Here is a 25,258-nt window from a genome sequence, read left to right as displayed (position 1 = left end):
ATCACGTGGTGCGGTACTGGACCACGTCGCCGTTCGGCCGGGTGTCTCGAACTCGTGGAGCGACACGTTCTCAGAGCCGAGGGATCGCGACCGATCTGGTAGGGATCGTCGTAGCCGACCCGATCTCGGGTACGTGTGTCACCGACGTCGTTCGATCGGAAATCGAAGAACTACGAACTCATACGACGATCCCTATCAGTACGTGTCGTCTTCCTCTTCTTCCTCCTCGTCGTCGGGGTCGTCGTCCTCGAGGTCGTCGTGGGCGGGTTCCTCGTCCTCGTCCTCTTCTTCCCCCTCGCCGGTCTCCTCGTCCTCGACTTCTTCGGGGTCGTCGTCGACCTCCTCGGCGTCGTCGACGGCATCCTCACCGTCGTCGAGCGCGTCGTCCTCGTCGTCCGTGGGGGCGTCCCCGTCGTCGGGGTCCTCCGGGTCGTCGTCCGGTCCGTCGGGCTCGTCGTCGCTACAGCCGGCGAGCGCCGCCGTCGCTGCTATCCCGAGAAGGTATCTCCGTCGGTACATCACGGATCGTACTATCGGTCGCGGTATATCATGGTTGCGACCGGTCGATGGATACGAACGCTCGTGGGACTCCGTGGGACTCGTGCCGAACGCCACTGGTTCCCCGAGCAGCAGACGGGTTCGTCCGGACCCGTATCTCCTTTTCGTCTCGCTGAACGATCGTCAGCTCGACCGATCCGCTCTCCGATCCCGCTATCGGGGTCGGATCTCTCGGGTTCTCGTGGTCGGTTCAGTCCGCGCCGTGGCGGGGGGCGAACCCGCAGTCCTCACAGTTCCACGACTCGCGTACCGGCGTGAGTCTCCCGTGGCATCTCGGACAGCTGTACGTGTCGGTGGGTTGGGCTATCGCCATTGCACGTCGGTACTTCACCGATCACTATCAATCTTCCTTCCATATCGAATAATCTCTGTACGTGTATGTCTGTGCGTTTAATGAGCATACAGTTACAGCGATCCAGGGGTTCGAGACCCGGGTCGAGGGAGACGGGCCGTTGACTCCCGTCGGGGGGTGGCTGCGGAGAAGACGGCAGCCGGATCGGGCCGCCGTGGGCAGAGTGACAGGAGCGTGCGAGTGACCAGGCATGGTTGACAACGACCGACCGCGGAACGTCGCACGCCAGCGCTCTCTATCAGTATTCGGGTAAAAAGCTTTGCGTTCAATGGTGATTCGAGGGATGTAATTGTAGATATTTTGGACGTTCGGTCGGTATCTTGCCCGTTTACACAAATGCGTCACGAAAAGCGTCACGGAAAAGCCGCCGGACGACCGTCCGTCGGGTATCGCGTGGAACCCCCCTCCCGACCGTTCGATCCGTGAATCTTTCCACTCACACAAAGCATATTACAGGGTATCGCGTGCGTGTAACTGACGCGGGCGAATTCCCCGCCTGCGTTGATGGCATCGAACCGTGTGATCGAACCCCACCCACCCAACCCCAACCCCCAACTCCCCTCGGTGTGACGGGCCGTATTGGCCCGCACACCACGTTTTCTCGACGCGGTACCGGTGTCCCGGACCCACGAAGAGAGTCGACGGCGCGTCGTCAGGGTTCAGTACCCGCGCTCGACGAGGTAGTCCGCCAGATCACAGAGCAGCGCCCGCGCCTCGTTCTCGGGCAGCACGTCCAGTCTCCCCTTCCCCCGTTCGACGAGCGACGCCGCCCGATCGCGGGCGAAGTCGATACTACCGGCCGCCTCCAGTTCGGCGACCGCCCGGTCGATGTCCTCCTCCGTGACCGCCTCGACGCTCCCGGCGTCGATCAGCCCCTCCAGGTCGACGCCCCGGTCTCGCGCGTGGAGCGTGATGAGCGTCCGCTTGCCCTCGACGAGGTCGCTCCCGCGCCGTTTGCCGAGTCGGTCGCTCGCGACGGTGAGGTCGAGGACGTCGTCCTGGATCTGGAACGCACGGCCGACGTCGAGGCCGTAGCCACAGAGCGCCTCGACCGTCTCGTCGTCGGCGCCCAGTAGGATGCCCGGAACGCTCGCCGCGGCGCCGTACAGTACGGCGGTCTTCAGTTCGATCATCTCCATGTACTCCTCGGTGCCGACGTCCTCGCGCCCCTCGAACGAGACGTCGAGCGCCTGACCCTCGCAGATCTTCGTACAGGTCGTCGCGAGCGCCTCGATCGCCCGGATCGCTCGCTCCGGCGGCGCGCCGGTTTCGAGCATGATCTCGAACGCCTTCGAGTAGAGCGTATCGCCCGCGAGGATCGCCGTCTCGAGGTCGTACTCCCGGTGGACCGCCGGGACTCCGCGTCGGAGGTCGTCGTCGTCCATGATGTCGTCGTGGATGAGCGTAAACGACTGGATCACCTCGATCGAGACGGCCGCGCTCAGTAGGTCGACCTCCTCGCCCGAGAGCGCCGGGAACCGTCGGTAGTCTGCCGAGAGCGGTTCGACGTCACAGAGCGCCTCCCCGACCAGCAGGACGACCGCCGGTCGGAGTCGCTTCCCGCCGGCTTCGAGGAGGTAGCGCGAAGCCTCGTAGAGCCGTTCCGGGTGTGCCACCGGGAGGTCCTCGTCGACGGCGGCGTTCACGAGGTCGCGTCGCTCGGCCACCGCGTCGGTCACGACCTGTGCGCGTCGGTGGTTAGCGGTCATTCACTCGACGATCGGAATGACGTTGCCGTTGTACGTCACGTGGAGGTCGCGGCCGAGCTCGTAGCCCTGGTTCCGACAGAGGTTCACGTAGCCCGAGTAGCCCGCCATGTTCTGGTGGGCCGGGATGACGTTCTTCGGCTGGAGCGACTGCAGCATCTCGTAGTGACCTTCCTGGCGGAGGTGTCCGGAGACGTGGACGTCGTCGTAGATCCGTGCGCCCTGCATCTTCAGCAGCGTCTCGGCCTGGTAGCGCTGACCCTCGTTCGTCGGCTCGGGGATCACCCGTGCCGCGAAGATCACCTTGTCGCCGTCGTCGAGCTGGTACGGCGTCTCGCCGCGGCCCATCCGGGTGAGCATCGCCCGTGGCTCGCCCTGGTGGCCCGTGACGATCGGCAGGAAGTTCTCCTTCCCTTCGTTCATGATCCGTTTGAAGGTGCGGTCGACCGACTTCCGGTGGCCGAACATCCCGAGTTCGTCGGGGAACTCGACGAAGTCGAGGCGTTCGGCGGTCCCGGAGTACTTCTCCATCGACCGGCCGAGCAACACCGGCTGGCGGCCGATGTCCTCGGCGAACTCGACGAGAGCACGTACGCGGGCGATGTGACTGGAGAACGTCGTCGCGACGATGCCGCCGTCGTAGTCCTCCATGCTGTGGATGACGTCCTGAAGGTGGCGACGTGCGACCGCCTCGCTCGGGGTCTTGCCCTTCCCGTTCGCGTTCGTGCAGTCCTCGATGTACGCGAGCACGCCCTGGCCCTCGCGGCCGATCTCCCGGAATCGTTTCATGTCGATCGGGTCGCCGATCACGGGCGTCTTGTCCATCCGCTTGTCCAGCCCATAGACGATCGCGCCCTCCGGCGTGTGGAGGACGGGGTTGATCGCGTCGATGATCGAGTGGGTGACGTTGACGAACTCGAGTTCGACCGAGTCCGAGATCGACATCGTCTCGCCCGGGTCCATCTTGATCAGGTCGTTCTCGACCTGGAACTTGTTCTCGTCCTGGATCTCCTGTTTCACGAGCTCGATCGTGAACGGGGTCGCGACGACCGGCGCGTTGTAGCGGTGTGCGAGCTTGCTGATCGCGCCGATGTGGTCCAAGTGTCCGTGTGTGGGGACGATCGCCTGCACGTCGCCCTCGATGTCGGACATGACGCGGTCGTCCGGGATCGCGCCCATGTCGATCAGGTCAAGGCTGTGCATCTTCTCTGTCTGTACGTTGTCGTGGATGAGGACCTTCGACAGGTTCAGTCCCATGTCGAAGATGACGACGTCTTCGCCGGCGCGGACGGCAGTCATCTGCCGTCCGACCTCCTCGTAGCCGCCTATCGTTGCGATTTCGATTTCCATAGTTGTCGTGTCCGAGCGTCAAACGCCCCGATGGCGATGCCGTGCTCATCGAAAGCCGCGGTGTGCTCCGGCGTCGGAGAGCCGTGAGTCGACAGGTCCCGAGCGCTTCGAGTTCCCGCATGCGGCGACGCCGCATTTACCCGCGGGTTTCGTTAGGTCGCGATACGCGACCCGGTCGTATAAACTACGTGGGTTCGGCCGCCCACCCGAAAGACGGGGTCCGAGGCGGTCGCGCCCTGAGCGGACCGATCACGTCCGAGGTGTGTGGTAGCAACGAACAGTGTTATTGTGGGATCGGTCGTACCCCCTGCATGAGCGAACGCGTGACCGTCCGGCGGGCGACCGGGAACGACGTCGACGCGATCCGACGGGTGGCCGAACGGACCTGGTACGAGACCTACGACGGGATCCTCGACGAGGAGACCATCGCGTCGCTGCTTGCCGCGGGCTACTCGAGTGAGCTCCTCGAAGCGCGGGTCGGGTCGGATGACGCGGGGCTGTTCGTCGCCACCGTCGACGACGAGGTCGTCGGCTACGCGAGCACGATCCCGCTCGCGGAGGACGGGGTCGGTGAGATGGACGTCTACGTCCGGCCGGATCGCTGGGGGGAGGGGGTCGGCACGCGTCTCCTCGCACGCGCCGAGACGCACCTCGCCGAGCGCGGCGTCGGCGAGATCCGGGACGCGGTGCTCGCCTCGAACGGACCCGGCAACGCGTTCTACGGGTCACGCTTCGAGAAGGTCGGGGAGCGAACCGTGGAGATCGGCGGTGTCGACCACGTCGCGAACGTCTACGAACGCTCGATCGAGTGAGTCGTCTCGGGACCGCACGGTACCTCCGACGGCAGAGAGATCCGCCACGAGCCGGGACCCGGGGGTCCCGATTAACCGGTAGCGGGAGAGATCACGCCGGGCGACCGTCACGCGAGAGGGACCGCCGACTCGGACCGTTCCCAGCGATCTCCAGCGCGTCACGGCGGACGTCAGTCGCGCCTCCGCGGCTCGACCGCCGTGAGGAGATCGCCAGGGATCGCGGCCAGGCCCCTGAACTCGGTCACACCGCAGGAACAGCCACCGGGCGCACCGATCGCGCACACCGTACCGTCGGTCCAGCGACAGGCAGGGGAGATCGACTCACAGTCGACACGGACCACCGTCGTCCCCTCGGAACCCTCGGGCTCTGGCAGAGACTCCCATTTTTGTTTATCGATATCGTTTTTGTAATGAGCTCGGGCCCGCACTGTGGACGGACGGACCGACGATCGGCGCCCGACGGTCGGTTCCGTGGTGAACCGAACGGACGGTCCGGAGGACGCCCTTCAGCGGCCGGAGCGCCGTGATGGGGAGGGCCCGTTCGCCTCGTTCCGAGGCTTGATCCCGTTCCGAGGGGTACGACCACCGTGTCGCGTTCGGCTTCCAGCGTCGGGACCGCCATCTCGGAGCTCGCCCGCGACGGTCGTGGGTGGATCCTGCTGCTCGTCGCCGGGGGGTGGTTCCTCTCGCTCGGGGTCAGGCTCACCTTTCCCGCGCTGCTCCCGTACCTGCGGGAGGCATTCTCGCTCGGGCTGACCGGTGCGGGCCTGCTCGTGAGCGTCCTCTGGGTCGCCTACGCGCTCGGCCAGCTCCCCGGTGGGATCCTGAGCGACCGACTCGGCGAGGGGCGCGTGCTCTTCGCGAGCACGGCGATCTGTGGGCTGCTCGTCGCGCTCGTCGCGCTGGCGTGGAGCCCGGTCGTCCTCTTCGGGGCCGTCGCGCTCTTCGGCTTCGCGACCGCCTTCTACGGCCCCGTGCGTTTCACCATCCTCTCGGACATCTACGAGACGCGCGACGGGACGGCCATCGGTGTTACGCTCGCCGCCGGGGAGGTCGGAAACGCCGTCCTCCCCGTGACTGCGGGTATCGTCGCCGCCGCCGCGACCTGGCGCCTCGGCTTCGGGCTCACCGTTCCGCTGTTCGCGCTGGTCGCCGTCGGCATCCTGATCCACGTCCCGACCCGGACCTCCGGGGAGACGAGCGCCGTCGACGACCTCTCGATCGAGACGCTCAGGTACGTCCTCCGTGCGATCGGCCAGCGGGCGATACTGCTCGTGACCGCCGTCCAGCTGCTCGTTTTCTTCGCCTGGCAGGGGTTTACGGGCTTTTACCCCACCTACCTCGTCGAGATCAAGGAACTCTCGCCGGCGACGGCGGCGACGCTCTACGGCGTCTTCTTCGCCGCTGGCATCCTCGTCCAGCCGCTGGCCGGCGCCGGCGTCGACCGTTTCGGCGCGAAGCGGACCTTGCCACTGATCCTCGTCGTCGGCGTCCTCGGCCTCGGTGCGCTCCCCCTGGTCGACTCGCTCGTCGGTCTCCTCGCGCTCACTCTACTCTTGAGCGGGATGATCGGCGTGACGCCGATCACCCAGACGTTCCTCGCGAACGCCCTCCCCACGGACATGAAGGGGACGGGACTCGGAGTGCTCCGGACGGGGTTCATGCTGCTCGGCGCGACCAGCCCGACGATCGTGGGGGTGCTCGCCGACGCGAACTACTTCGACGAGGCGTTCGTGCTGCTCGCCGCCGTCGTCGCCCTCGGCGCCGTCTTCGTCGTCATGCTCCCCCGGGAGAAGATCTAAGCGCCGTCGGTCCCGATTCCGATCGTGACCGACGAGAGCGAACGCCGGGTCTGGCTCGTCGAACGGACCTACTCCGACGACGAGCAGAACGTCGTGATCCTCACGTACGCGACGCCCGACGGGAAACACGACTTCCGTCGCGAGCGCGCGCTCACGAGTTTCTCGGGTCCGAGCCCCGAGGTCGCGCTCTCGCTCACGGTTCCCGACAGGAACCTCGGAACCGTGAGCGATCCGGAGGAGCGGGCGCGGTACCGCACCGAGGTCGAACGCCTGATGGACGAACACGACCCCGACGACGTGCTCGGGTAGCGCGGGCGCGAACCAGTAGGTTGAGGTGTGTCCTCGTCCCGCTCAGTGTCATGGGCACCGAGAACGACGCGAGGACGACCGTCGATTCCGACGTACGCTCCGCGTTCGACGGCGTCCCGAGCGCGGTCGTCTCGGACGTCGTCGATCGAGGGGTCGCGATGGACTCCGGAATCGAACCGATCGATCCCGGTACCGAACTCGTCGGTCGTGCGAGGACCGTGAACGCCGCCCCGGGCGACAACCTCGCGATCCACCGGGCGATCACCCTGGCCGAGCCCGGTGACGTGCTGGTCGTCGACGGCGAGGGGTACACCGAGACGGCCTCCGTGGGGGAGCTGATGTGTGCGTCCTGCCGGGCACACGACCTAGCGGGACTGGTAATCGACGGGGCGATCCGTGACCGTGCGGAGGTCGCCCGGATGGGGTTCCCGGTTTTCGCGCGCGGGACGCACCCCGCCGGTCCGGGAAAGGAGTTCGAGGGGTCGGTCGACGAGCCGGTCACCTGCGGCGGGATACGCGTCGAACCGGGCGACCTCGTGGTGGGCGACGGCGACGGGGTGTGCGTGGTCCCCGCGAGCGAGGCGGCGTCGGTCCTCGAACGCGCACGCGAGAAGCTGGACGCCGAGGCGGAGCTGCTCGATCGGGTCGAGGGAGGGGAGTACCTCTACGAGATCGGCGGCTACGGCGACGTAGAGGGGTAAACTACCCGTCGATCAGCGTTCCCGGGGACTCGCCCGTGAGGAACGCCTCGACGTCGTCGGGTCCGAAGATCCACGCGGGGGCGTCGGTCGCGAGCAGTTTCTCGACCTTCGCGGCCATCCCGCCCGTCACGTCGGTCGAGTCGCTCCCGCCCAGCACGTCGACGACGCTCTCGATCCGATCGATCCGATCGATCACCGCTCCATCGCCGTCGAGCACGCCGGGGACGGTCGAACAGAGCCCCACCCGGTCGGCGTCGAGTCCGTCGGCGAGCGCGACCACGAGGTCGTCGCCGGAGAGGACAGTCGCGCCCGCCTCCGCTTGGACGATCACGTCGCCGTGGAGCACGGGGACGAACCCCTCGTCCACCATGGTCGCCACCTGCGAGATCGGGTGAAAGAGCGTTCCCTCCCGGTCGCGGTAGCCCGCCGAGAGGGGGTGGACCGGCAGCGCGGGCACGCCGTGTGCGTGGAGCCGATCGAGCACGCGATCGTTGAGCCGCTTCATCGCCCGATGAATCGCGAGGACCCCCGCCGAATCGTGGCTTCCCTCCGACTGACTCACGCCGTGGGTCAGCGCGTGGTGGTGGCCGAAGCTCCCGCCGCCGTGGACGAGCACGAGGTTTTCGGTCCCACGCAGGGCCTCGACGACCCGTTCGAGACGGTCGTCGTCGACCGTCTCCGGCGAGTCCTTCTCGGTGATCACCGATCCGCCGAGCTTGAGTACTCTGGAACTCACTCCGCCCTGACCCCCTCGGTGTCGAGCGCAGCGCGGAAGACCTCCTCACAGCCGGGCGTGTATCTGAGTGCCGTCTCGGTCTCCTGGGTGTGATCGAGCGCGACGATGCAGCCGCCGCCGCCCGCCCCCGTGAGCTTCGCGCCGAGTGCCCCCGCCTCCCGGGCGGCCCAGACCATCGAGTCGAGCGAGCGCGAGGAGACGCCGAGCGCCGAGAGCAAGCCGTGATCGAAGTCCATCAGGGTGCCGAGTTCCTCGACGTCCGCCTCCTCGAGCGCCCGCTCTCCCTGGCGCACCAGGTCGCCGATCGTCTCGACGGTCGCTCGCGCGAACGGGTAGCGCTCTCGCAGCTCGCGGACGCCCGCGACGAGCGCGCCCGTGTCCCCGGCGCCGCCGTCGAACCCGACGACGAACGGGAGCTCCGGCGCTTCGAGGCTCTTGCACTCGCTCCCCTCGACCCTGACCGCCCCGCCCATCGCCACGCAGAACGTGTCCGCACGCGAGGCCTGGCCCTCCTGTACCTCGTGTTCGACCCGATAGGCGCGCTCCGCGAGCTCTTCGCGACCGAGGTCGACCCCCAACTCCCTCGTCGCGGCGTCGATACCCGCCACGGCGACCGCGGCGGAGGAGCCGAGACCCGCCCCCAGTGGGATCTCGCTCTCGATCGTGACGTCGAAGCCCGCGTCGGGGGCGTCGGCGGCGTCGCGGGCCTGCTCGACCGAGGCGTTCACGTAGCCCATCGCCGCCTCGACGAGCGGCGTCGAGACGTCGACGTCCGGCGGGGTCGTTCCGTCGCCCTCGTACTCGACGGTGAAGCCGTCGAGCGAGAGGTCCTCCGCGTGGACCCGGAGCCGTCCGTCCGAACGGCCCTCGGCGGTGACGGTCGCCCGCCGCTCGACCGCGCAGGGCACCGCCGGCTCGTCGTAGACGACCGCGTGCTCGCCGAAGAGGTAGACCTTCCCCGGCGCGCTCGATACTGCCATACGGGGTGGTCCGAACCCACGCATATCACCCTTTCCGAACGTGGCCGCGTTTTTCTCCCCTCGATCCGTCCCTCCCGTATGCGACTCGACCTCGATCACGTCCCGTTCGCCGTCGCCGGCCTCGACACGGCGAGGCAGGGGTTCGCCGACCTCGGCCTCGAGACCGTCTACGGCGGCGAACACGACAACGGCGTCACCCACATGGCGCTCGCGGGCTTCGCCGACCGGAGCTACGTCGAACTGATCGCCCGCCACGACACGGAACGGGACTCGCCGTACTGGCCCCGGTTCGTCCACGAGGGGGCCGGTCCGTGCGCCTGGTGTGTCAGGGTCGAGGACGTCCACGCCGCGACCGCCCGACTGATCGAACGGGGTTCGGGCGTCTCCGGACCATGGAACGACGGACGAGAGCGCCCCGACGGGACCCCGATCGAGTGGGACGCGACGTTCCTCGGCCGCGAACGGTGGCGCAACGCGCTGCCGTTTCTCATCACGGATCGGACCCCGATCGAGCGACGGGTGCCCGTGACAGTGGGTGAGGAGACCGGCCTGCGAGGGATCGAGCGCGTCGTCGTCGCGGTCTCCGAGATCGAGACGGCGAGCGAGCGGTTCCGACGACTCTTCCGGTTCCCGCGACCCGAGCGGGACGAGAGCGAGCGCCTCGGGGCGGAACTCGCGGTGTTCCCCGGAACCCCTCTGGTGCTCGCCGAACCGGCGAGGGCGGGGTACATCGCGGATCGGCTCGACGGGCTCCCGGACGCCCCGTGTAGCTGCCTGCTCGGCGTCGACGACTTTGAGGGGACTCTGCACCGGTTTCCGCTCTCGGACGCCGAACGGTGGGGCGACCGGCGGGTGGCGTGGTTCGAGAGCGAGCCGTTCTCTGGGGGACTCGGCGTGATCGAGCGCTAGCGGGATCGAAACGCTTACTCGCCGGCCACGGCTCTCACCGCCCATGAGCGATCAGTCCGTCTCCCCCGAGGAGGTCCGACACGTCGCGGCGCTCGCGCGGGTCTCCCTCACCGAGGAGGAGGTCGATCGGTTCGCCGCCCAGTTCGCGGACGTCCTCGCCGCGTTCGAGCGACTCGACGAGGTCCCCGACGTCGAGGTGGAGGCGGAACTGGTCAACGTGATGCGCGCCGACGAGCGCCGCGAGGGGCTCAGCCACGACGAAGCGCTTCGGAACGCCCCCGAGAGCGAGGACGGCTACTTCCGGGGGCCCCCGGTCTCATGAGCGGGCTGAACGCCTTCCTGATCCGCGAGACGATCGAGTCTCCGACGTCCGGTCCGCTCTCGGGAACGACCGTCGCGGTGAAGGACAACATCAGCACCCGGAACCTGCGGACGACCTGCGGGTCGGCGATGCTCGCGGAGTACGTCCCCCCCTACGACGCGACCGTGATCGAGCGCCTGCGTGAGGCGGGCGCGACGGTCGTCGGAAAGACGAACATGGACGAGTTCGGGATGGGGACCACGACGGAGACCTCCGCGTTCGGCCCCACCCGAAACCCGGTCGACCCGGAGCGAGTGCCGGGTGGCTCCTCCGGGGGATCGGCGGCGGCGGTCGCCGCGGGCGAGGCCGACCTCGCGCTCGGATCGGACACGGGGGGGTCGATCCGGTGTCCGGCCGCGTTCTGCGGCGTCGTCGGGATCAAACCCACCTACGGGCTAGTCTCCCGGTACGGCCTCGTCGCGTACGCGAACTCGCTCGAGGGGATCGGGCCGTTCGCACGCACGGTCGAGGAGGCCGCGGAACTGCTCGACGTCATCGCGGGCGTCGACGAGCGGGACGCGACGACGCGCGAGGGCCGAGTATCCGGGAACTACGCCGACGCCGCGACCGGCGAGGTCGACGGACTCTCGATCGGCGTCCCGACCGAGCTCCTGGAGGGCGCGGACGAGCGAGTGGTCGAGACGTTCGAGGGTGCGCTCTCGGAACTGGAGAGCGAGGGAGCGTCGGTCGAGGAGGTGAGCCTCGACTCGCTCTCGTACGCCGTCGAGGCGTACTACGTGATCGCGATGTCCGAGGCCTCCTCGAACCTCGCGCGCTTCGACGGGGTGCGCTACGGCCCGGCCACGGAGACTGAGGGCAACTGGAACGAGGCGTTCGCGCGGGTACGCGAAGAGGGCTTCGGCGAGGAGGTCAAACGACGGATCCTGCTGGGCACCTACGCGCTCTCGGCGGGCTACCACGAGAAGTACTACAGGAAGGCTCAGGACGCCCGCGCATGGATCGCTGAGGACTTCGACGTGGCACTGAGCGAGGTGGACGTCCTCGCGAGCCCGACGATGCCCGTCCTGCCCCCGAGACTCGGCGAGAGTCTGGCCGACCCGCTTCGGATGTACCTCATCGACGCGAACACGGTACCGGTGAACCTCGCGAACCTCCCCGCGATATCGGTTCCTGCGGGCGAGGCCGACGGGCTCCCGGTCGGACTCCAGCTGATCGGACCGGCCTTCGGCGAGGAGACGATCGTTCGGGCGGCGAGCGCGCTCGCGTAAGCGGTCCCGAATCGGTAATTGGTGGCGTCGACGTGCGGTGACGGTCCAGTGCTGCACCCGTGAATCCCGAGCGATGCGAGACCGAAGGTCTCGCAGGTAGCCAGCGCGAAGCGCCGGCGACGAAGCGAGGGATGAGCGGCCTTTTTGGAGCAGATTTTTGCGAGGAGGGTGCCCGCAGCGCGAAGCGCGAGGACACCCAACGAGTAAAAAGGTTCGTGGGTTTCAGGAGAGCCGGGCGGCGACGTCCGCCTCGGTGATGATGCCGACCGTCTCGCCGGCGTCGGTGATCATCACGGCCTTGTAGTGCTCTAGGAGGTTGCCGATCTCGTCCAGCGTCGCCTCGCGCGAGATGGTCGGGAAGCTCTCGGCCATGTGTTCGACGACGGGTTCGTCCCGGGCGGCGGCGTCCAGCCCGACGAGGTCGCCCTGGCTGATGCTCCCCACGGGAACGCCGTTCTGGAGCACGGGGAGCTGCGAGTAGGCCTCCTCGTCCATCGTGGCGACGGCGTCGCTGATCGCGTCGTCGGGACCGACGGCGATCACGTCCTCGTGCATCAGGTCCTCGGCGCGGACGACGTCGCCTTCTGCCTCCGCCAGGGCGTTGACGATCCGCCGGAGCGTCGAGAGCCGCGGGTCGACGTCGCCGCCCTCGATCCGGGCGATCAGCGGCTGCGAGACGCCGGCTCGCTCCGCGAGCGTGCTCTGAGTGAGGTCCAGCGCGATCCGACGCTCGCGGAGATCCTGTGGGGTCGGGAGCTTCATAGCCCGGAATTACCCGTAGTTATACAAAAGGGTTGTGCCCGGGGGGACGGCTCTCCGTCGTCCCCGTCAGTCCTCTTCTTCGACCTCGATCGCCTCGACGACCGAGAGCGGGACGTCCCGCAGCGCCCCGCCGACCTCGCTCTTCGCGATCCGGCTCGCGTGCTCTTCGTTCTCGGCGTTGAACACCGTCATCTCGAGGGCGAGGCCGACGAGTGCCGTGTTCGCAGCGATGTACGCCGAGTCGAACGGCTCGCCGCAGGCGGGACAGCCGGTCGCGCCGACGTCGACCTCGACGTACTTCATGTCCTGCTGGTTGAGCCGCTTTCCGGCCTCGCTGACCGCGACGCCGATCGCGTCGTCGACGCTCGAGACGTCCCGAACCAGCCACGCCGCCTCCATCACCACGAGGTAGTTCATACAGGGCGTCGTGTGCCGACCGTGGAGTGCGTTCCGGTTCTCCCGCGGCCCGCGAGCGCGACGGGGTCGAGTGCGCACGTGACGGTCACCATTCTCATAACTTACGGCGATGAGCCGTGTCGGGAATCGAGTAGGTACGCCGTCGCCGACGGAACTTCCCACGCGAGTTGATGTTTTCCCAAGTCGAGTTGAACCGTACGAGGGAAGCGAGGTGAGTCGTCGATGATAGATCGGTATACTCCGTTCGAGACACAACGTTTATCTACTCCCCCTGTCGTCCCCCCGGTGAGATCAGATGTACGCCAGGCTGCACCGGAAGACGCTGTTCGCGCTGTACCAGACGAGCCTTCTCGTCGGTATCCTCGTCCTCCCGCTCGCCGTCCACCTGCGGCGGTTCGGGATCTCGCTCCCGATCCACCGGCTGATCGTGGCGCTCGGACGCGCGTACGACGACGCGTCGTAGTCCCGAACGAGTGGGTTTATTGCCCTCCGGGCGATACCGGCATCCAATGCGAACCCCGAACGACCGCTTTACGTTTCCCGCCGACTCGAGCTCGCAGGCCGGTCAGCCGAACCCGTTCGAGCCGGAGCTCGGCTCGATGCCGATACCCGAGAGCGCGGACGCCGACGCGCTCGAGACGAAGACGGGCACCACGACGGTCGGCCTCAAACTCGACGACGGCATCGTCCTCTCGACCGACCGCCGGGCGAGTTTGGGTCATATGGTCTCGAACAAACACGTCGTGAAGGTCGAGCAGATCCACCCCACGGCGGCGCTCACCATCGCGGGGTCGGTCAGCGCGGCCCAGTCGCTCGTGAGTACGCTCGAGGTCGAGACGAGCCTCTACGAGAAACGCCGCGGCGAGAACATGAGCATGACGGCGCTCTCGACGCTCACGGGGAACCTGCTCCGAAGCGGCGCCTTCCTCATCGTCCAGCCGGTGCTCGGCGGCGTCGACGCCGAGGGGGCCCACCTCTTCAGCGTCGGCCCACTCGGCTCGACGCTTGAGGACGACTACACCGTCTCCGGCTCCGGTTCGCAGTTCGCCCTCGGCGTGCTCGAACAGGAGTACGACCCCGACCTGAGCATCGAGGAGGCCTCGACGGTCGCGGTCCGCAGCGTGAAGAGCGCGGTCGAGCGCGACACTGCCAGCGGCAACGGCGTCAACGTCGCCCGTATCACCGCCGACGGCGTCGAGATCGACGAGCACGAGACGTTCGACGACCTGCTGTAGCTACTCCAGCCAGTCGGCAAAACTGCCCTCGACGAGGGTCGCCCGCTGTTTCTCGAGATACTCCCCCTGCATCCCGGTGACCGCGGCGGCGAACTCCTCGCCGCTTGCCACGCGCGCGCTCACCCGGTCGCGTTTCCACTCCGCCGGCGAGCGGCCGTCCTTCACGCGCCGCCGGAGCGGGCCGAGATACCTCGCGGCGTCGGCCTCCGAGAGCCCCCGCCGAACGAGCCCGTCCTCGGCGTGGACGAAGAGGTCCGCGTAGAGCTCTTCGGTACTCGTCGTCTCCTCACCGTCGGCCGTGATCCACCGGATCGTCGCGCCCAGGCCGTCGCGAACGGCCGACTCGAAGTTCCCCCGCGCGTCCTCCCACTCGAGGTCGCCGACCGGGTGGTCGGCGTTCGGGAGGCTCTCCAAGAGCCCCGCGAAGCAGGCGAGAAAGGCGACCGAGTCCCGGACGGTGGGCTGTGCGGCGATCGGCCTGAACTCGATGCGGGCGTTCGCCGCCGAGCGGGTCGCACCGTCGAACACCGGGCGCACCCAGCGCCAGTAGGTGCCGTGTTTCCGCCTGAACGTCGCGAAGGAGTCGTCGAAGCGGCCCGTCTCGGAGATCGGCATCGGAACGACCGCGTCGTCGGTGACGATCCGGTCGACCGCCTCCTCGACCGTCGAGAGGTCGCGCGGAAAGCGGACCTTCCCCTCGCCCGTCGGGGGGTTGAGCACGGTCTCGAAGACCGGTATCCGGTTGCCCATCCAGGCCTCCTCGATGATCGTCTCGGCGGGGACGTCGTCGTAAAGGTCCGGCGGGAAGAAGGGGGAGTTCACCCCGAGCGCGACCAGCGGTCCGGCCACCCTGAGCGCGTAGTTGAAGTAGATCGGCAGCGCCGTCGCCTGTGCGACCTGGTAGTGGGGCTGGATGGAGGTGATCAGGCTCTCGGGCATGACGGTGTCGGCCTCGAGCGTGACGTGCGGTGCGCGCAGCGTCATGGCCGCGTCGGAGCTTTCCGCGTTCGCCATGGCATGATACCGCGCGCTGTCGCTCATGTTCGTCGCGATCCGGATGCCGTCGTCGTCGACGCTGTCCAGCAGGTACTCGCGGGTGGTCTCGCCGGTCGGCGGGATCGTCCAGATGCCGTCGCTCGCGAGGTGGATCCCCTCCGCTCTCGTACACTTGAGCGCCGCCGAGAGCCGGGCGCGGATCTCCATCTCCTGTGCGCGCAGCCCGTAGGGGTTCAGCGGCTGGGGGCTGGTCGTCATCTCCGCGTTGTGAAGCCCGAGCTCCTTCTCGAAGCCGATGTACCTGAGGAGGCGTCTGGGGACCCGTCGGAGCGCGTCGGTTTCGTCGTCGGCCGCGTAGAACTCGTACTCGAAGCCGACGATCGCCTGCGGGTTGTCGAACGTCCCGGCCGCGATCTCGTCGGTGAGCACCGCTGCGTCCGAGAGCGCACGCTCGCGAAACCGGTCCGCGTCGGTCGAGAGCACCTCGCGGACCGCGGTCGCGACCTCTGATTCGGTCATCGACCGGGTTCTCGTGCCCGGGCCGTATCAGTGTACGCGTCGAAGATGGGGTGGTCGACCCCGTCGTGTCTGATGACGTTCTCGCGACCGATCCGTAGCTTCTCGATCCGTCCTCCCTCCGCCAGGCTCGTGAGCGTGTAGGAGACCTTCGAGGCCGACCACCCGGTCTCCTCGACGATCCGCCCCTGGCGCATCACGCCCCCGTGCTCCGAGAGCACCTCGAGCACCTCGCCCTCGTTCGTCGTCAGCAGGTCGCCGAGTTCCTCCTCGGGGCCGTCCACCGCCCCCGCTCCGTCGACCCGATCGACCGACGTCTCCGCAGCGTCGTCCGGTTCCTCGTCTAGTTCCTCCCGTCCCCCTGGGACGAACGAGGTGAGTCGACGCCACAGCCCACCGGGAGAGGAGTCCCGGAAAAATTGCTCGAACATCGGTTGCTAATGTAACCTGTAAATAAATCAATTAGTGGCCTCGCCTACCAAGTTTTATCGCCGGGGAACCGGTTCTCCGGGACGGTTCAGTCGAGCGCCTCCTCGTGGTCGTCCGTGACGAGGGTGTTCGTGACGAGCGTGCCGATCGCCCGTCTGAGGCGTTCGGTCACCGCCTGATCGGAGATGCCGAGGCGCTCGCCGAGTTCGACCGTCGTACAGCCACGGGGGATGTCGTAGTAGCCCTCCGAGACCGCGAGCACGAGCGCTTCGCGCTGCGGATCGGTCAGACCGAACAGCGGGTCGCTCTCGGCCCGACCGGCGTTGTAGACGCGGATCACGTCGATGTCGAGGGAGGCGTGCTGGCTCTCCTCGCGGAACGACGAGAGGGCGCTGTGGGAGGGAAACCGGAGGGTGAACCGCCACCCGCTCGCGACCCTGACCCCCGAGAGGAGCTGGGCGGCGGCGTCACGGATCGCCCGGACGAGGTGGTCGTACTCGGTGTTCCACTCGAACGCGTAGAGCGTCCGACCCTCTACGTGCTCGACCCGGTCGAAGGCCCCGACGGTCGGGTGCGCGGCGATCCGTCGCTCGGTCTCCTCGTCGCCGTCCTCGTGGACCCAGAGGAAGGGGATCGGGGACTCCCCGGTCGGGACGAGCGACTCGAACTCGATCGTCACGTCCTCTCCGATCGCGGACAACACCCGTCCCAACTCGAACGCATCAGGGTGGATACGGAACTCCATCAGCACCGTCATGTCTCTGGGTCGGTGGGGCTGTTTCGCGGGGGAGGACAAAGGGAGGTGGCATGATGAGCCATGTTCGATCTGTGCGGAACGTCGTCGGTAGAACATATAATCATACTGGCACTGCACCGGCATCGTATACCCGTTCCGACAGCAAGCCGGAAATTTGATACGTGTGGTGGTGTAGAAGAAACAATCGACCCCGATGGCATCCCGACACACGGTCGAGGGACCGATCGACACCGAGGAGGCGTTCGAGCTGGCGCTGGCCGACCTGCTCCGGTCGGCGACCGACAGTGGCGTCACCGTCACCGGGGGCTGGGAGCCACGAAAGGAGGGCGAGGGGAAGTGGGACGTCGTCGTCCTCGACGTCGAGTGACCACCGCTCACCGCTCGACTACGGCGATGACGGGGTCCTCGTCGATCAGCCGGGTGAGGACGACCCGGTCGATTGCGGACCCCGAGAGCACCTCGTTTGCGACCTCGCGAGCGGTCCGCTCCAGCGTCGAGTCGTCGACCATGTTCACGATCGGGACGACTCGGGCACCCTCGGGGACGTCCTTCGTCCCGCCACGGTCGCTCGCGAGAGTGCGGGCGACGTCCTCCGCACCGATCCGATCGCCGATCTCCAGCCCGGTGATCGCGGAGACCCGTTCGGGTCGGTGGACGGCCTCCTCGGTGAGCGGCTGACCGACCGCCCGGACGCTCGCCACGGGGACGACGAGCTCCGCGCTCTCCGGCAGCTGCGGTTCGCGGTCGTCGGGCGCCTTGAACAGCCGCATCCGCGCCCCGTCGGCTTTAACGAGCACCGCTCCGGCGGGCGAGTCGGCGAGCGTCGCGATTGCCCCGGTGTCGTACCCGAGATACCTGTCCTCGCGCTCGCGCTCGGAGACGACCCCGATCGGCCAGCGCGCGTTTTCTCGGAGCGACGCCGCCGCCTGTACGGGATCCGGTTCGACCAGCACCCGCGAGACCTCGTCGTCGAAGATCGGGATTCTCACCGTGGCGGTGACGACCGCCCGGTCGAGTTCCCCGGCGAGGCGATAGAGCGTCGACTTCTTCCCGCCCGCGCCGACCACACAGACGACGCCGCGGGCGTCGAGCGCCGAAGAGAGCTGCATACCACCGATGGCCCCGGCGACGGCATAAAGGCCCGCAACGACAGGCTCTTTCACCCTCTGAGGTGAGAGCTACGTATGACCGTCCGACACGGCGAGCTCACCGTCGACTGGCTCGGCTACGCGACCGCCCGGATCGCCTCGGAGACCGTCGTCTACACCGACCCCGGCCGCTACGGCGTGCTCACCGGCGAGTGGGAGCCCGACACGCCCGGCGTCGGCCACCCGCCGGTCCGCGAGTACGAGGCGAGAGACGGCGACGTCGTGCTCGTCACCCACGATCACCACTACGACTCCGACGGCGTCCGTCGGGTCGCGGGCGACGACGCGACGGTCGTCGTCTACGAGGACGTCGACGCCGAGCGGACCGGCCGGGACGTCGAAGCCCCGGAGGAGCTCCCGTACGAGGTAGAGCGAGTGGGCTACGGCGACGAACTCACGGTGAACGGGGTCGAGGTCGAGGTGATACCCGCCTACAACGATCCCGACGGTCCGCGTGCCGATTCTAGCGGAAGCGTCCCGCACCCGGAGGGGTTCGGCTGTGGCTTCCTGTTCACGCTCGGGGGGAAACAGGTGCTCTGGCCGGGTGACTCCGACGCGCTCGAGGACCACAGGACGCTCGACGTCTCGCTGTTCGTCCCGCCGATCGGAAAGAGCTTCACGATGAACCGCCACGACGCGGCGGACCTCGCCGAGGAGCTCGATCCCGACCTCGTCGTCCCGATCCACTACAACACGTTCGAGGCGCTCGAGTCCGACTCCGGGAGCTTCGCCGCGGACGTCGCGAGCAGGGCGGTCCCGGTCGCGCTCGACGAGCGCTGAGATCGAAGCGGCTTTGTCCGATCGGTCGGTGGTATCTCGCGTGAATCACGCCGAGTCCGGGGAGCTTTCGGGGGAGTCGATGGCTGACGCGCTGCGTGCGGTCCGCGAGCGGGAGCCGCTGGTCCAGCAGCTGACGAACGAGGTGACGAAGAACGACCTCGCGAACGTCACCCTCTCGTGGGGGGCGCTCCCGGTGATGTCCGACGCGCCGGGCGAGGCACCGGAGATGGCCGAACTCGCGGGGGCGATCCTGCTCAACACGGGGCGGATGACCGACAGCAACGTCGAGGCGCTCCACAACGCGGGCGAGCGGGCGAACGAACTGGGGGTTCCGGTCGTCCTCGACCCCGTCGGGGTGGGGGCGACGCCCACCCGAACGGAGGTCGCGGGGAGCCTCCTGGCGTCGATCGAGTTCGCCGCGATCAAGGGCAACTACGGCGAGATCAGCGCGCTCTCCGGTGTCGAGAGCGAGGTGAAAGGCGTCGAGTCCGTCGGCGAGTACGACTCGATAGCGGAGACCGCCGCAGAGCTCGCCGGTGCGACCGGCGCGGTCGTCGTCGCCTCGGGGGTCGAGGACGTCGTCTCGACCGCTGAGAGGACGTACCGAGTCCACGCCGGTCACGAGCGGATGAGCGAGGTGGTCGGCACGGGCTGTATGCTCGGGGCCACGCTCGCGTCGTTCTGCGGAGCCGTCGAGGACCCGCTCCAGGCCTGCCTCGGCGGGACGCTCGCGTACGGTATCGCGGGCGAGCGGGCGGCGGAGCTCCCGCACAACGGGCCGGCGAGCTACCGGATCAACTTCCTCGACTCGGTCGCGACCCTCACCCCGGCGGTCGCGGCCGACCTCGATCTCGAGGGGAGAATCGACTCCCCGACCGAGTAGTACCGGATCCGCCGGCCGGGAACCGATCCGGGGCCGGTTCCCACGACCGTGGAATCGGCGGGGCGCTTTTCCCTCGGAGCGTCGGATCGCCGGTCATGGAGCCGACCGCCGAGGTTACAGTCGGGGGACGACGCCCGCTCTCGGTGCCGACCGATCCCGAGCGGGTAGACGGACTCCCGCTGGAAACGACGACGTTCAGCATCCGATGCGCGACGGGCGAGCACGAACGGGGACGCTGGCTCGGGGTTCCGATCGCCGACGTGCTCGAGGCGGCGGACGTCGCACCGACGACGACCCACCTGCTCGCGACGGCCGCCGACGGCCACCGGGCCTGTCTCGAGCTTCGACCCGCGCTCTCCGGCCTCCTGGGATTGCGCCGCGAGGACGTTCCTGGGGACACGCCCCGGCTGCTCGCGGACGTCGCGGGCGCGCGGACGGTCAGACGGGTCGTCGATCTCGAACCCCGGCGACTCTCGCCGGTCGAGGACCCGACGGAACTCGAAACGGTCGGCTGACGCTACAGGACGTCCATCTCGGCGAGCCGTTCGGGGAGGTAGGTGTCGGTGACGAAGTCCAGTCCACGTGAGGCGAGCGCCTGCTGTTCGGCCTTCTTCCCGATCTCGAGCTGGAGCTCGATCTGCTCGCGCCAGTACGGCGTCTGGAAGCGGGGGTCTTCGAGTTCGTTCTCCAGCGCGTTGATGTCCGAGTCCGAGAGCGGATCCGTAGGCAGGTCGTACTCGACGATGTCCGAGGGCTGGATGCCGACGAACCGGGCTTCCGGCGTCGCGAGGTACGACGAGAGGTGAGCCGACTTGATCGAGCCGTAGGCCACCGAGGAGAAGATCCGGTACGACCACGGGTCGCCGTCGGTGAAGACCAGCACTGGCAACTCGAGTTCGTCGTGGAGGCGTTTGGTGATCCGGCGGGTGGCCCGCGCGGGCTGGCCCTTGAGGTGGACGACGATCGTGTCGTACTCCTCGTCGAAGCCGTTTTCGACCAGGCGATCGCGCATCCCGCCGGTCTCGACACAGAGGACGAACTCCGCGTCGTGGGAGAGGAACTCGATCGTATCCGGCTTGTTCGGGATCTGATACCCCCCTTCACCGACGTCCTCCTGACAGTGGATCTCGCGTTCGCCCCGGCGGGTCTGCTCCCTGAGGAGCAGCGGCCCCATCAGCGTCGCGCCCGACTCCTCCGGGCGCATGTGGAAGTCCTCCCGGGAGACGTCGCTCACGATCTCCAGGTCCTCGATCAGCTGGTTCGACTCGTCCTGATCGGAGAACTGTGCCTCCTTCGTCTCCCAGCTCTCCGAGAGGTAGTACAGCTCACGAAGCGTCGAGGAACGGTCCTCGCCGAGCTGTTTCGCGAGGAAGTCGATCGTGTAGATCGCCTTTAAGAGCTTCTGTGCCCCGCGGACGCTGTTGGCGCTCCTGGTGCTCTCTCGGTCGCCGTAGACCCAGACCCGCTCGTCCTCGTCGTACTCGATGTTCGACTTCGTCCGGGTGGGGACCGCCATCTCCGGGATCTCCCCCGAATCGAACTGGTCGTAGAACTCGGCGGCGAGGTCGATCAGTTTCGCTCGTGCGTCGTCGTCGGTCTCTGTGCTCATTCTATCACCGTGAGTTTCTCCGAGGCGACCCCACGTACCGCGAGGTCGTACTCCGCACCGTCCCCGACCGCGTACTCTAGCACCGCGGTCTCGCCGCTCGGGATCGACGGCGACCACTGGACGTACCACTCGCCGTCCATCTCGACGACCTGCGCGCCGTTCGAGAGGTTGCCCGGCTCGATCGAGACGATGTCCGTGATTTCCGGCTCTTCAGTGGTGCTCGAGTAGTTCTTCACCACGATCCTGACGGTGCCGTTCTCGACCTCGCGACCGACCCGGACGTTGTTCATGATCCGTGCGAGCGCGCCGTCGATATTCGGCGGCTCTCGCTCGGTCACCTCCGCGACCTTCTCGGCCATCTCCGGGAGGATCGTCGCGAGCGCTGACTGCTTTCGCTGGCGTTTCTCGAGCGACTGGCGCCTGTTCAGGTAGCGTTTCAGCTCGCGGGCGGCCTCGCGGATCGCGAGTTCGATCTCGTCCTCTATCTCGGGGACGTTCGCGATGGCGTCCTTCGACTCGCTCGTGAACGGGACGTTCGTCGAGGCGACGTGGACCATCAGGACCGCCGGCCCCTGTGGGGTGCCGCTCCCGCCGGGCTGATTCAGCCCGTAGTTTCGCCAGCCGATCCGTTTCACGACATCGGTCGTCGCACACGCCCCGCGCTGGTAGACCAGCGGCACGCGGTTGGCGAACCGGAGCACGTCGATCGCGCCTTCGGCCTCGAGTTCGCCGCCGTAGGCGATACCCGCCTCGACCACGAACGGGTCGCCGCCGTGGACGCCCGCCGATCGGGTCGCCGCGGCGTAGAAGTCGGCGTCGTACTCCTTTCTCAGCCCCGCTTCGAGCAGGTCGGCGGTGATCGGCGCGAGGCAGTTCGTCGGCGGTGACATCACGTCGACGGTTCGCATCGCCTCGACGAACGAGCTCGCCGTGTCGCGGTCGTCGGCGACCTCGCGCACCAGCGGGACGTCGTCGGGGACCGTCCGCATCTCCGCCCAGATCGCCTCCACGACGTTTTCGCGGGCGGTCTCTCCCACGGTGACCTCCTCGCGCTCTTCGGTCATCTCCGCCGCCCGCTCGACGAAGCCCTCGAGTTCGCGATAGGTCGCCCTGTCGCGCTCGCCGGCGTCGCTCTCGAACTTCGCGGCGATCCGGTCGGCCAGCCCACCGACCGTCGTCTCGTCCTTCTGGCTGCTCGTCACTCCGTCGACGATAGCGTAGAGGTCGGCCGCTCGCTCTGCCGTGAGCACGTCCCAGGCCGCCTCGACGGCGTTTTCCCGTACCGTCTCGCCGAACCCGGTCCCGTGGTCCTCCTCGGCGGTCTCGGCCGCCTCGGCGACAATCCCGACGAGCTCGGCGTGTGCGATCCGGTCGCGGGACGTGACGCCCTCCTCGACCGCCGCCGCGAAGGCCGCGGTCGCCTCCCGACCCTTGTTCGCGACCGCCGCCTCGACCGCGCTCGCGAGGTCTCGCTCCTCGTGCGCGCCGGGCGGCCGCCAGGCCATCTCCCGGCCGAAGTAGTTGTCGCGAAACGCGTCGAGGATCTCCGCCGCCGTCTTCTGGCCGACGCGGGTGAACTCCTCCTGGAGGAAACCCGACAGCGAGTGCGAGTTCGTCGCTCCGAGCATCTTGATCACGGTCCCGAGTTCGACGCCGTGGGGGTGGGGCCGGATCTCTTCGGTCTCGGCGGGGAGTTCGTCGGTCGCCCGCTCGAACTTCACCGACTCGCGGGGTTCGTGGAACTCGATCCTGGCGTGTGGGTTCACGACCGCGGTGTGTTTGATGTAGTCGTGGAGCTGTGCGCGGGCGCGCATGTTCGCCTCCATCTCCAGTTCGATCCGCGTGCCGTGCGGGCGGTCCCAGGTCGTCGTCCGCTCGACCTCGATCTCCGGCTCGTTCGTGTCCGTGTCGATGATCAGCTCGAAGTACTCGGCCTCGCTCGCGCTCTCGGTCCGACTGGTGATCGCGGCGGCCTTCCCGCTCGTGAGCTGGCTGTAGAGCACCGCCGCCGAGATGCCGATCCCCTGCTGGCCGCGGGACTGCTCTCTGGCGTGAAACCGCGAGCCGTAGAGCAGCTTCCCGAACACCTTCGGGATCTGTTCTTTGGTGATACCGGGACCGTTGTCCTCGACGATCACCCTGTAGTACTCGCCGGCCTCCTCGATCTCGACGTAGATGTCGGGGAGGTGGCCGGCCTCCTCGGTCGCGTCGAGGGCGTTGTCGACCGCCTCCTTGATCGCGGTGACGAGGGCTCTGGCTCCGGAGTCGAAGCCGAGCATGTGTTTGTTCTTCTCGAAGAACTCGGCGATGGAGATCTCGCGCTGACCCGCGGCGAGGCGGGCGGCGACGTCGTCGTCGCCGAGAGTAGACTGGAGCGACGTCATCTGATTCCCCTTATCTCTGCGGGGGCGAAAACCCCTTCGGTACCACGGTGAAAGTGAAACGGGACCGGATCGGCCCCGTCGTCTCGCCGTCCGACCGCCCCGACGACCCGGCTCTCCCGCCGGTTCGAGGACCCCGTTCGACCCGGTGGGACCCTGGCAGGACGGTGGTCTCGTAGGCTTACTCTCGGACGGACGGGTCGATCGGAACGTCGAACAGACGCGCTGGCCGTTTCTCGGCAACAGTTATGATAAATGACGCCAAACAGATGCCGTCTCGGGGGGGCACAGTCATGACAGCTCGAAGTCACACGTCACGGCGGGCGGTACTGAAAGGGATCGGGGTCGGCGGCGGGCTCGTCCTCGGGACCGGAACGGCGAGCGCACGCGGGGGAAGACCCGAGGCGGAGCCCACCTTCTTCGCCCGTCTCTCCGACAACCCGTCGGTACCGGGACACGAGAAAGCGTCCTCCAGGGCGAAGGGGCGGTTGGACCTGACGGGGGGTAATGGACTACCGTTCAGGTTCGAACTGAGTGTCAGAGGTTTGTCGAGCCCCGATTCAGAAATACGGATACGGAGCGGTGAGGGGACCGTTTGGGTGAGGCTTTTCGGCCCGGAGGGAAGCGATGCGATCGTCGAGGGCGAACCGGACACCGATATCGAGATCGACGGCGAGATCGAAGATCCTGTTCGAGAAGACGTTTGGAGAGGACTCGAAGCCGACGACGGCGTCGTCGACGTCATCACGGGCGAGGGGCAGTCCAGCGAGATCGCCGGCGTCGTCAGACGGCGGCCCGTCCGGGGGTGGATTCAGCTCTGATCCGCGTTCCTCTCACCGCTTCGTCTTCCCGACCGACGTAGAATCCTCTCCGAGCCGGACGTACCGAGAGGGAAGCCGACTCACCCGCGCCGCCGCGCGACGGCGTCGGCGAGCGCGGGGAACACGAGCATTGCGAAGGTCCCGATCGCTACGGCCGCGACCAGCCCGGACGTTCCGTCACCCGCCAGGGAGCCGATCGCGGCGCTCGCGTGGACCCCGCCAATCAGGACGAGGTTGTAGTAGACGACCCGAAGCACGACGAGCGAGGGCGAGAGCGTCACCCACCCGAGGAACTCGGTGAACGGCGGGCGGACCAGCCCGGCGTGGATCGCCGTCCCGACCGCCGTCATCGTTATCCAGAGGACGAACGTCGGCCCCGACAGCCCCGCCCCGCCGTCGAAGTCGGCGACGTAGACGTAGGCGATCGCCGGAAAGCCGAGGACGAACACCTCCGCGAACAGGGTGGGGACGTCGTGGAGGAGCTGGGCGACGGTCCCCTTCTCGTCCGAGCCTCGTTTCCCCATCCCGTACCAGATCTGTCGTCGGTCGGTGTAGGCGGGCCGTGTCTTCCGGCCGGGAGCCTCGCCCCTCGGTGGAAGCCCCCCGTCTCGCTCCGGTCCTCGCACCCGGGTGTCGGAGCTCATACGGTCGCGCTACTCGCTCCGATCGCAAAACGGTTACCGACCCTGAACGAACCGGACGCGACGTGCGGCTCCTGA

General features: G+C 67.7%; 29 protein-coding genes. 14 read left to right on the top strand and 15 right to left on the bottom strand.

Annotation, left to right across the window (positions count from 1 at the left end; all coding sequences use genetic code 11):
• Positions 1-195: 195 nt before the first annotated feature.
• The 4 genes from V2L32_RS14640 to V2L32_RS14625 all read right to left on the bottom strand — a co-directional run bounded on the left by V2L32_RS14640 (position 196) and on the right by V2L32_RS14625 (position 3,966).
• A complete protein-coding gene (locus tag V2L32_RS14640) occupies positions 196-519 on the bottom strand; it encodes a hypothetical protein (RefSeq protein ID WP_331233209.1) in 324 nt (107 codons plus the stop codon).
• Between the two features lie 229 nt (positions 520-748).
• Positions 749-871, bottom strand: a complete 123-nt coding sequence (locus tag V2L32_RS14635) for a hypothetical protein (protein WP_331233208.1) — start codon at positions 869-871, stop codon at positions 749-751.
• 698 nt (positions 872-1,569) lie between these two features.
• Positions 1,570-2,619, bottom strand: a complete 1,050-nt coding sequence (idsA3, locus tag V2L32_RS14630) for a geranylfarnesyl diphosphate synthase (RefSeq protein ID WP_331233207.1) — start codon at positions 2,617-2,619, stop codon at positions 1,570-1,572.
• Positions 2,620-3,966: a ribonuclease J gene (locus V2L32_RS14625; protein ID WP_331233206.1), complete on the bottom strand. Its 1,347-nt coding sequence runs from the start codon at positions 3,964-3,966 to the stop codon at positions 2,620-2,622. It lies immediately after the preceding gene.
• Between the two features lie 311 nt (positions 3,967-4,277).
• Here V2L32_RS14625 and V2L32_RS14620 point away from each other — a divergent pair, with 311 nt between their 5' ends.
• From V2L32_RS14620 to V2L32_RS14605, 4 genes are all read left to right on the top strand, one after another.
• Positions 4,278-4,778 carry a GNAT family N-acetyltransferase gene (locus tag V2L32_RS14620; protein ID WP_331233205.1) on the top strand — a complete coding sequence of 167 codons (501 nt, stop codon included), beginning with the start codon at positions 4,278-4,280 and terminating at the stop codon, positions 4,776-4,778.
• A gap of 587 nt (positions 4,779-5,365) precedes the next feature.
• Complete coding sequence (locus tag V2L32_RS14615; protein WP_331233204.1) at positions 5,366-6,580, top strand: MFS transporter; 1,215 nt, start codon at positions 5,366-5,368, stop codon at positions 6,578-6,580.
• A 24-nt stretch (positions 6,581-6,604) separates the two neighbouring features.
• On the top strand, positions 6,605-6,889 hold the full coding sequence (locus tag V2L32_RS14610; RefSeq protein WP_331233203.1) for a hypothetical protein: 285 nt from the start codon (positions 6,605-6,607) through the stop codon (positions 6,887-6,889).
• 50 nt (positions 6,890-6,939) lie between these two features.
• Entirely contained in the window at positions 6,940-7,590 is a 651-nt protein-coding gene (locus tag V2L32_RS14605; RefSeq protein WP_331233202.1) for an RraA family protein, read from the top strand.
• A 1-nt stretch (position 7,591) separates the two neighbouring features.
• Here the strand turns inward: V2L32_RS14605 and V2L32_RS14600 are convergent, their stop codons facing one another.
• Positions 7,592-8,326, bottom strand: a complete 735-nt coding sequence (locus V2L32_RS14600; protein ID WP_331233201.1) for an isopentenyl phosphate kinase — start codon at positions 8,324-8,326, stop codon at positions 7,592-7,594.
• Complete coding sequence (gene mvk, locus V2L32_RS14595) at positions 8,323-9,306, bottom strand: mevalonate kinase (protein WP_331233200.1); 984 nt, start codon at positions 9,304-9,306, stop codon at positions 8,323-8,325. The genes V2L32_RS14600 and mvk overlap by 4 nt, the downstream gene beginning before the upstream one ends.
• A 78-nt stretch (positions 9,307-9,384) precedes the next feature.
• On the opposite strand from mvk, the gene V2L32_RS14590 reads away from it, so the two are divergent.
• The 3 genes from V2L32_RS14590 to gatA are packed head-to-tail and all read left to right on the top strand — an operon-like array spanning position 9,385 to position 11,805.
• Positions 9,385-10,215, top strand: a complete 831-nt coding sequence (locus V2L32_RS14590; RefSeq protein WP_331233199.1) for a VOC family protein — start codon at positions 9,385-9,387, stop codon at positions 10,213-10,215.
• Between the two features lie 43 nt (positions 10,216-10,258).
• Positions 10,259-10,537, top strand: coding sequence for an Asp-tRNA(Asn)/Glu-tRNA(Gln) amidotransferase subunit GatC (gene gatC / locus V2L32_RS14585; protein ID WP_331233198.1), 279 nt, complete (start codon positions 10,259-10,261; stop codon positions 10,535-10,537).
• On the top strand, positions 10,534-11,805 hold the full coding sequence (gatA, locus tag V2L32_RS14580; RefSeq protein WP_331233196.1) for an Asp-tRNA(Asn)/Glu-tRNA(Gln) amidotransferase subunit GatA: 1,272 nt from the start codon (positions 10,534-10,536) through the stop codon (positions 11,803-11,805). The genes gatC and gatA overlap by 4 nt, the downstream gene beginning before the upstream one ends.
• A 222-nt stretch (positions 11,806-12,027) precedes the next feature.
• Here the strand turns inward: gatA and V2L32_RS14575 are convergent, their stop codons facing one another.
• Together V2L32_RS14575 and V2L32_RS14570 are read right to left on the bottom strand one after the other, a co-directional pair.
• Entirely contained in the window at positions 12,028-12,567 is a 540-nt protein-coding gene (locus V2L32_RS14575) for a CBS domain-containing protein (RefSeq protein ID WP_331233194.1), read from the bottom strand.
• A 66-nt stretch (positions 12,568-12,633) separates the two neighbouring features.
• Positions 12,634-12,984: a DUF555 domain-containing protein gene (locus V2L32_RS14570; RefSeq protein ID WP_331233192.1), complete on the bottom strand. Its 351-nt coding sequence runs from the start codon at positions 12,982-12,984 to the stop codon at positions 12,634-12,636.
• Between the two features lie 295 nt (positions 12,985-13,279).
• On the opposite strand from V2L32_RS14570, the gene V2L32_RS14565 reads away from it, so the two are divergent.
• Entirely contained in the window at positions 13,280-13,447 is a 168-nt protein-coding gene (locus V2L32_RS14565; protein WP_331233191.1) for a hypothetical protein, read from the top strand.
• Positions 13,448-13,493: 46 nt separating this feature from the next.
• On the top strand, positions 13,494-14,219 hold the full coding sequence (psmB, locus tag V2L32_RS14560; protein ID WP_331233190.1) for an archaeal proteasome endopeptidase complex subunit beta: 726 nt from the start codon (positions 13,494-13,496) through the stop codon (positions 14,217-14,219).
• On the opposite strand, the gene V2L32_RS14555 is transcribed toward psmB, so the two are convergent.
• From V2L32_RS14555 to V2L32_RS14545, 3 genes are all read right to left on the bottom strand, one after another.
• Complete coding sequence (locus V2L32_RS14555; RefSeq protein WP_331233189.1) at positions 14,220-15,734, bottom strand: hypothetical protein; 1,515 nt, start codon at positions 15,732-15,734, stop codon at positions 14,220-14,222.
• A complete protein-coding gene (locus tag V2L32_RS14550; RefSeq protein WP_331233188.1) occupies positions 15,731-16,162 on the bottom strand; it encodes a helix-turn-helix transcriptional regulator in 432 nt (143 codons plus the stop codon). The genes V2L32_RS14555 and V2L32_RS14550 overlap by 4 nt, the downstream gene beginning before the upstream one ends.
• Before the next feature lie 86 nt (positions 16,163-16,248).
• Positions 16,249-16,917 carry a helix-turn-helix domain-containing protein gene (locus V2L32_RS14545; RefSeq protein WP_331233186.1) on the bottom strand — a complete coding sequence of 223 codons (669 nt, stop codon included), beginning with the start codon at positions 16,915-16,917 and terminating at the stop codon, positions 16,249-16,251.
• A 193-nt stretch (positions 16,918-17,110) separates the two neighbouring features.
• Between V2L32_RS14545 and V2L32_RS14540 the strand changes: the two genes are divergently transcribed.
• Positions 17,111-17,284, top strand: coding sequence for a hypothetical protein (locus tag V2L32_RS14540; protein ID WP_331233185.1), 174 nt, complete (start codon positions 17,111-17,113; stop codon positions 17,282-17,284).
• Positions 17,285-17,291: 7 nt separating this feature from the next.
• Here V2L32_RS14540 and yqeC read toward each other — a convergent pair whose 3' ends face one another.
• Positions 17,292-18,026: a selenium cofactor biosynthesis protein YqeC gene (gene yqeC, locus V2L32_RS14535; RefSeq protein ID WP_331233184.1), complete on the bottom strand. Its 735-nt coding sequence runs from the start codon at positions 18,024-18,026 to the stop codon at positions 17,292-17,294.
• Positions 18,027-18,101: 75 nt separating this feature from the next.
• Between yqeC and V2L32_RS14530 the strand changes: the two genes are divergently transcribed.
• The 3 genes from V2L32_RS14530 to V2L32_RS14520 all read left to right on the top strand — a co-directional run bounded on the left by V2L32_RS14530 (position 18,102) and on the right by V2L32_RS14520 (position 20,243).
• Positions 18,102-18,845 carry an MBL fold metallo-hydrolase gene (locus V2L32_RS14530; RefSeq protein ID WP_331233183.1) on the top strand — a complete coding sequence of 248 codons (744 nt, stop codon included), beginning with the start codon at positions 18,102-18,104 and terminating at the stop codon, positions 18,843-18,845.
• A gap of 79 nt (positions 18,846-18,924) precedes the next feature.
• Positions 18,925-19,728: a hydroxyethylthiazole kinase gene (thiM, locus tag V2L32_RS14525; protein ID WP_409348447.1), complete on the top strand. Its 804-nt coding sequence runs from the start codon at positions 18,925-18,927 to the stop codon at positions 19,726-19,728.
• A 95-nt stretch (positions 19,729-19,823) separates the two neighbouring features.
• Positions 19,824-20,243 carry a molybdopterin-binding protein gene (locus tag V2L32_RS14520; RefSeq protein WP_331233181.1) on the top strand — a complete coding sequence of 140 codons (420 nt, stop codon included), beginning with the start codon at positions 19,824-19,826 and terminating at the stop codon, positions 20,241-20,243.
• A gap of 2 nt (positions 20,244-20,245) precedes the next feature.
• Here V2L32_RS14520 and V2L32_RS14515 read toward each other — a convergent pair whose 3' ends face one another.
• Positions 20,246-21,337, bottom strand: coding sequence for a DNA topoisomerase IV subunit A (locus tag V2L32_RS14515; protein WP_331233180.1), 1,092 nt, complete (start codon positions 21,335-21,337; stop codon positions 20,246-20,248).
• Complete coding sequence (locus tag V2L32_RS14510) at positions 21,334-23,721, bottom strand: DNA topoisomerase VI subunit B (RefSeq protein ID WP_331233179.1); 2,388 nt, start codon at positions 23,719-23,721, stop codon at positions 21,334-21,336. Before V2L32_RS14510 ends, V2L32_RS14515 begins: the two co-directional genes overlap by 4 nt.
• Positions 23,722-23,966: 245 nt before the next feature.
• On the opposite strand from V2L32_RS14510, the gene V2L32_RS14505 reads away from it, so the two are divergent.
• The gene (locus V2L32_RS14505; protein ID WP_331233178.1) at positions 23,967-24,539 is read left to right on the top strand and encodes a hypothetical protein; all 573 of its coding nucleotides are present in this window, start codon (positions 23,967-23,969) and stop codon (positions 24,537-24,539) included.
• Positions 24,540-24,619: 80 nt separating this feature from the next.
• On the opposite strand, the gene V2L32_RS14500 is transcribed toward V2L32_RS14505, so the two are convergent.
• Positions 24,620-25,183, bottom strand: a complete 564-nt coding sequence (locus V2L32_RS14500) for a hypothetical protein (RefSeq protein WP_331233177.1) — start codon at positions 25,181-25,183, stop codon at positions 24,620-24,622.
• Positions 25,184-25,258: the final 75 nt, after the last annotated feature.

The sequence above is a fragment of the Halalkalicoccus sp. CGA53 genome (assembly GCF_036429475.1).
In the GTDB taxonomy this organism is placed as follows: Archaea; Halobacteriota; Halobacteria; order Halobacteriales; family Halalkalicoccaceae; genus Natronorarus; species Natronorarus salvus.
Note: the sequence above shows the minus strand (reverse complement) of the source record. Positions and strands in the feature narration are given on the sequence as shown.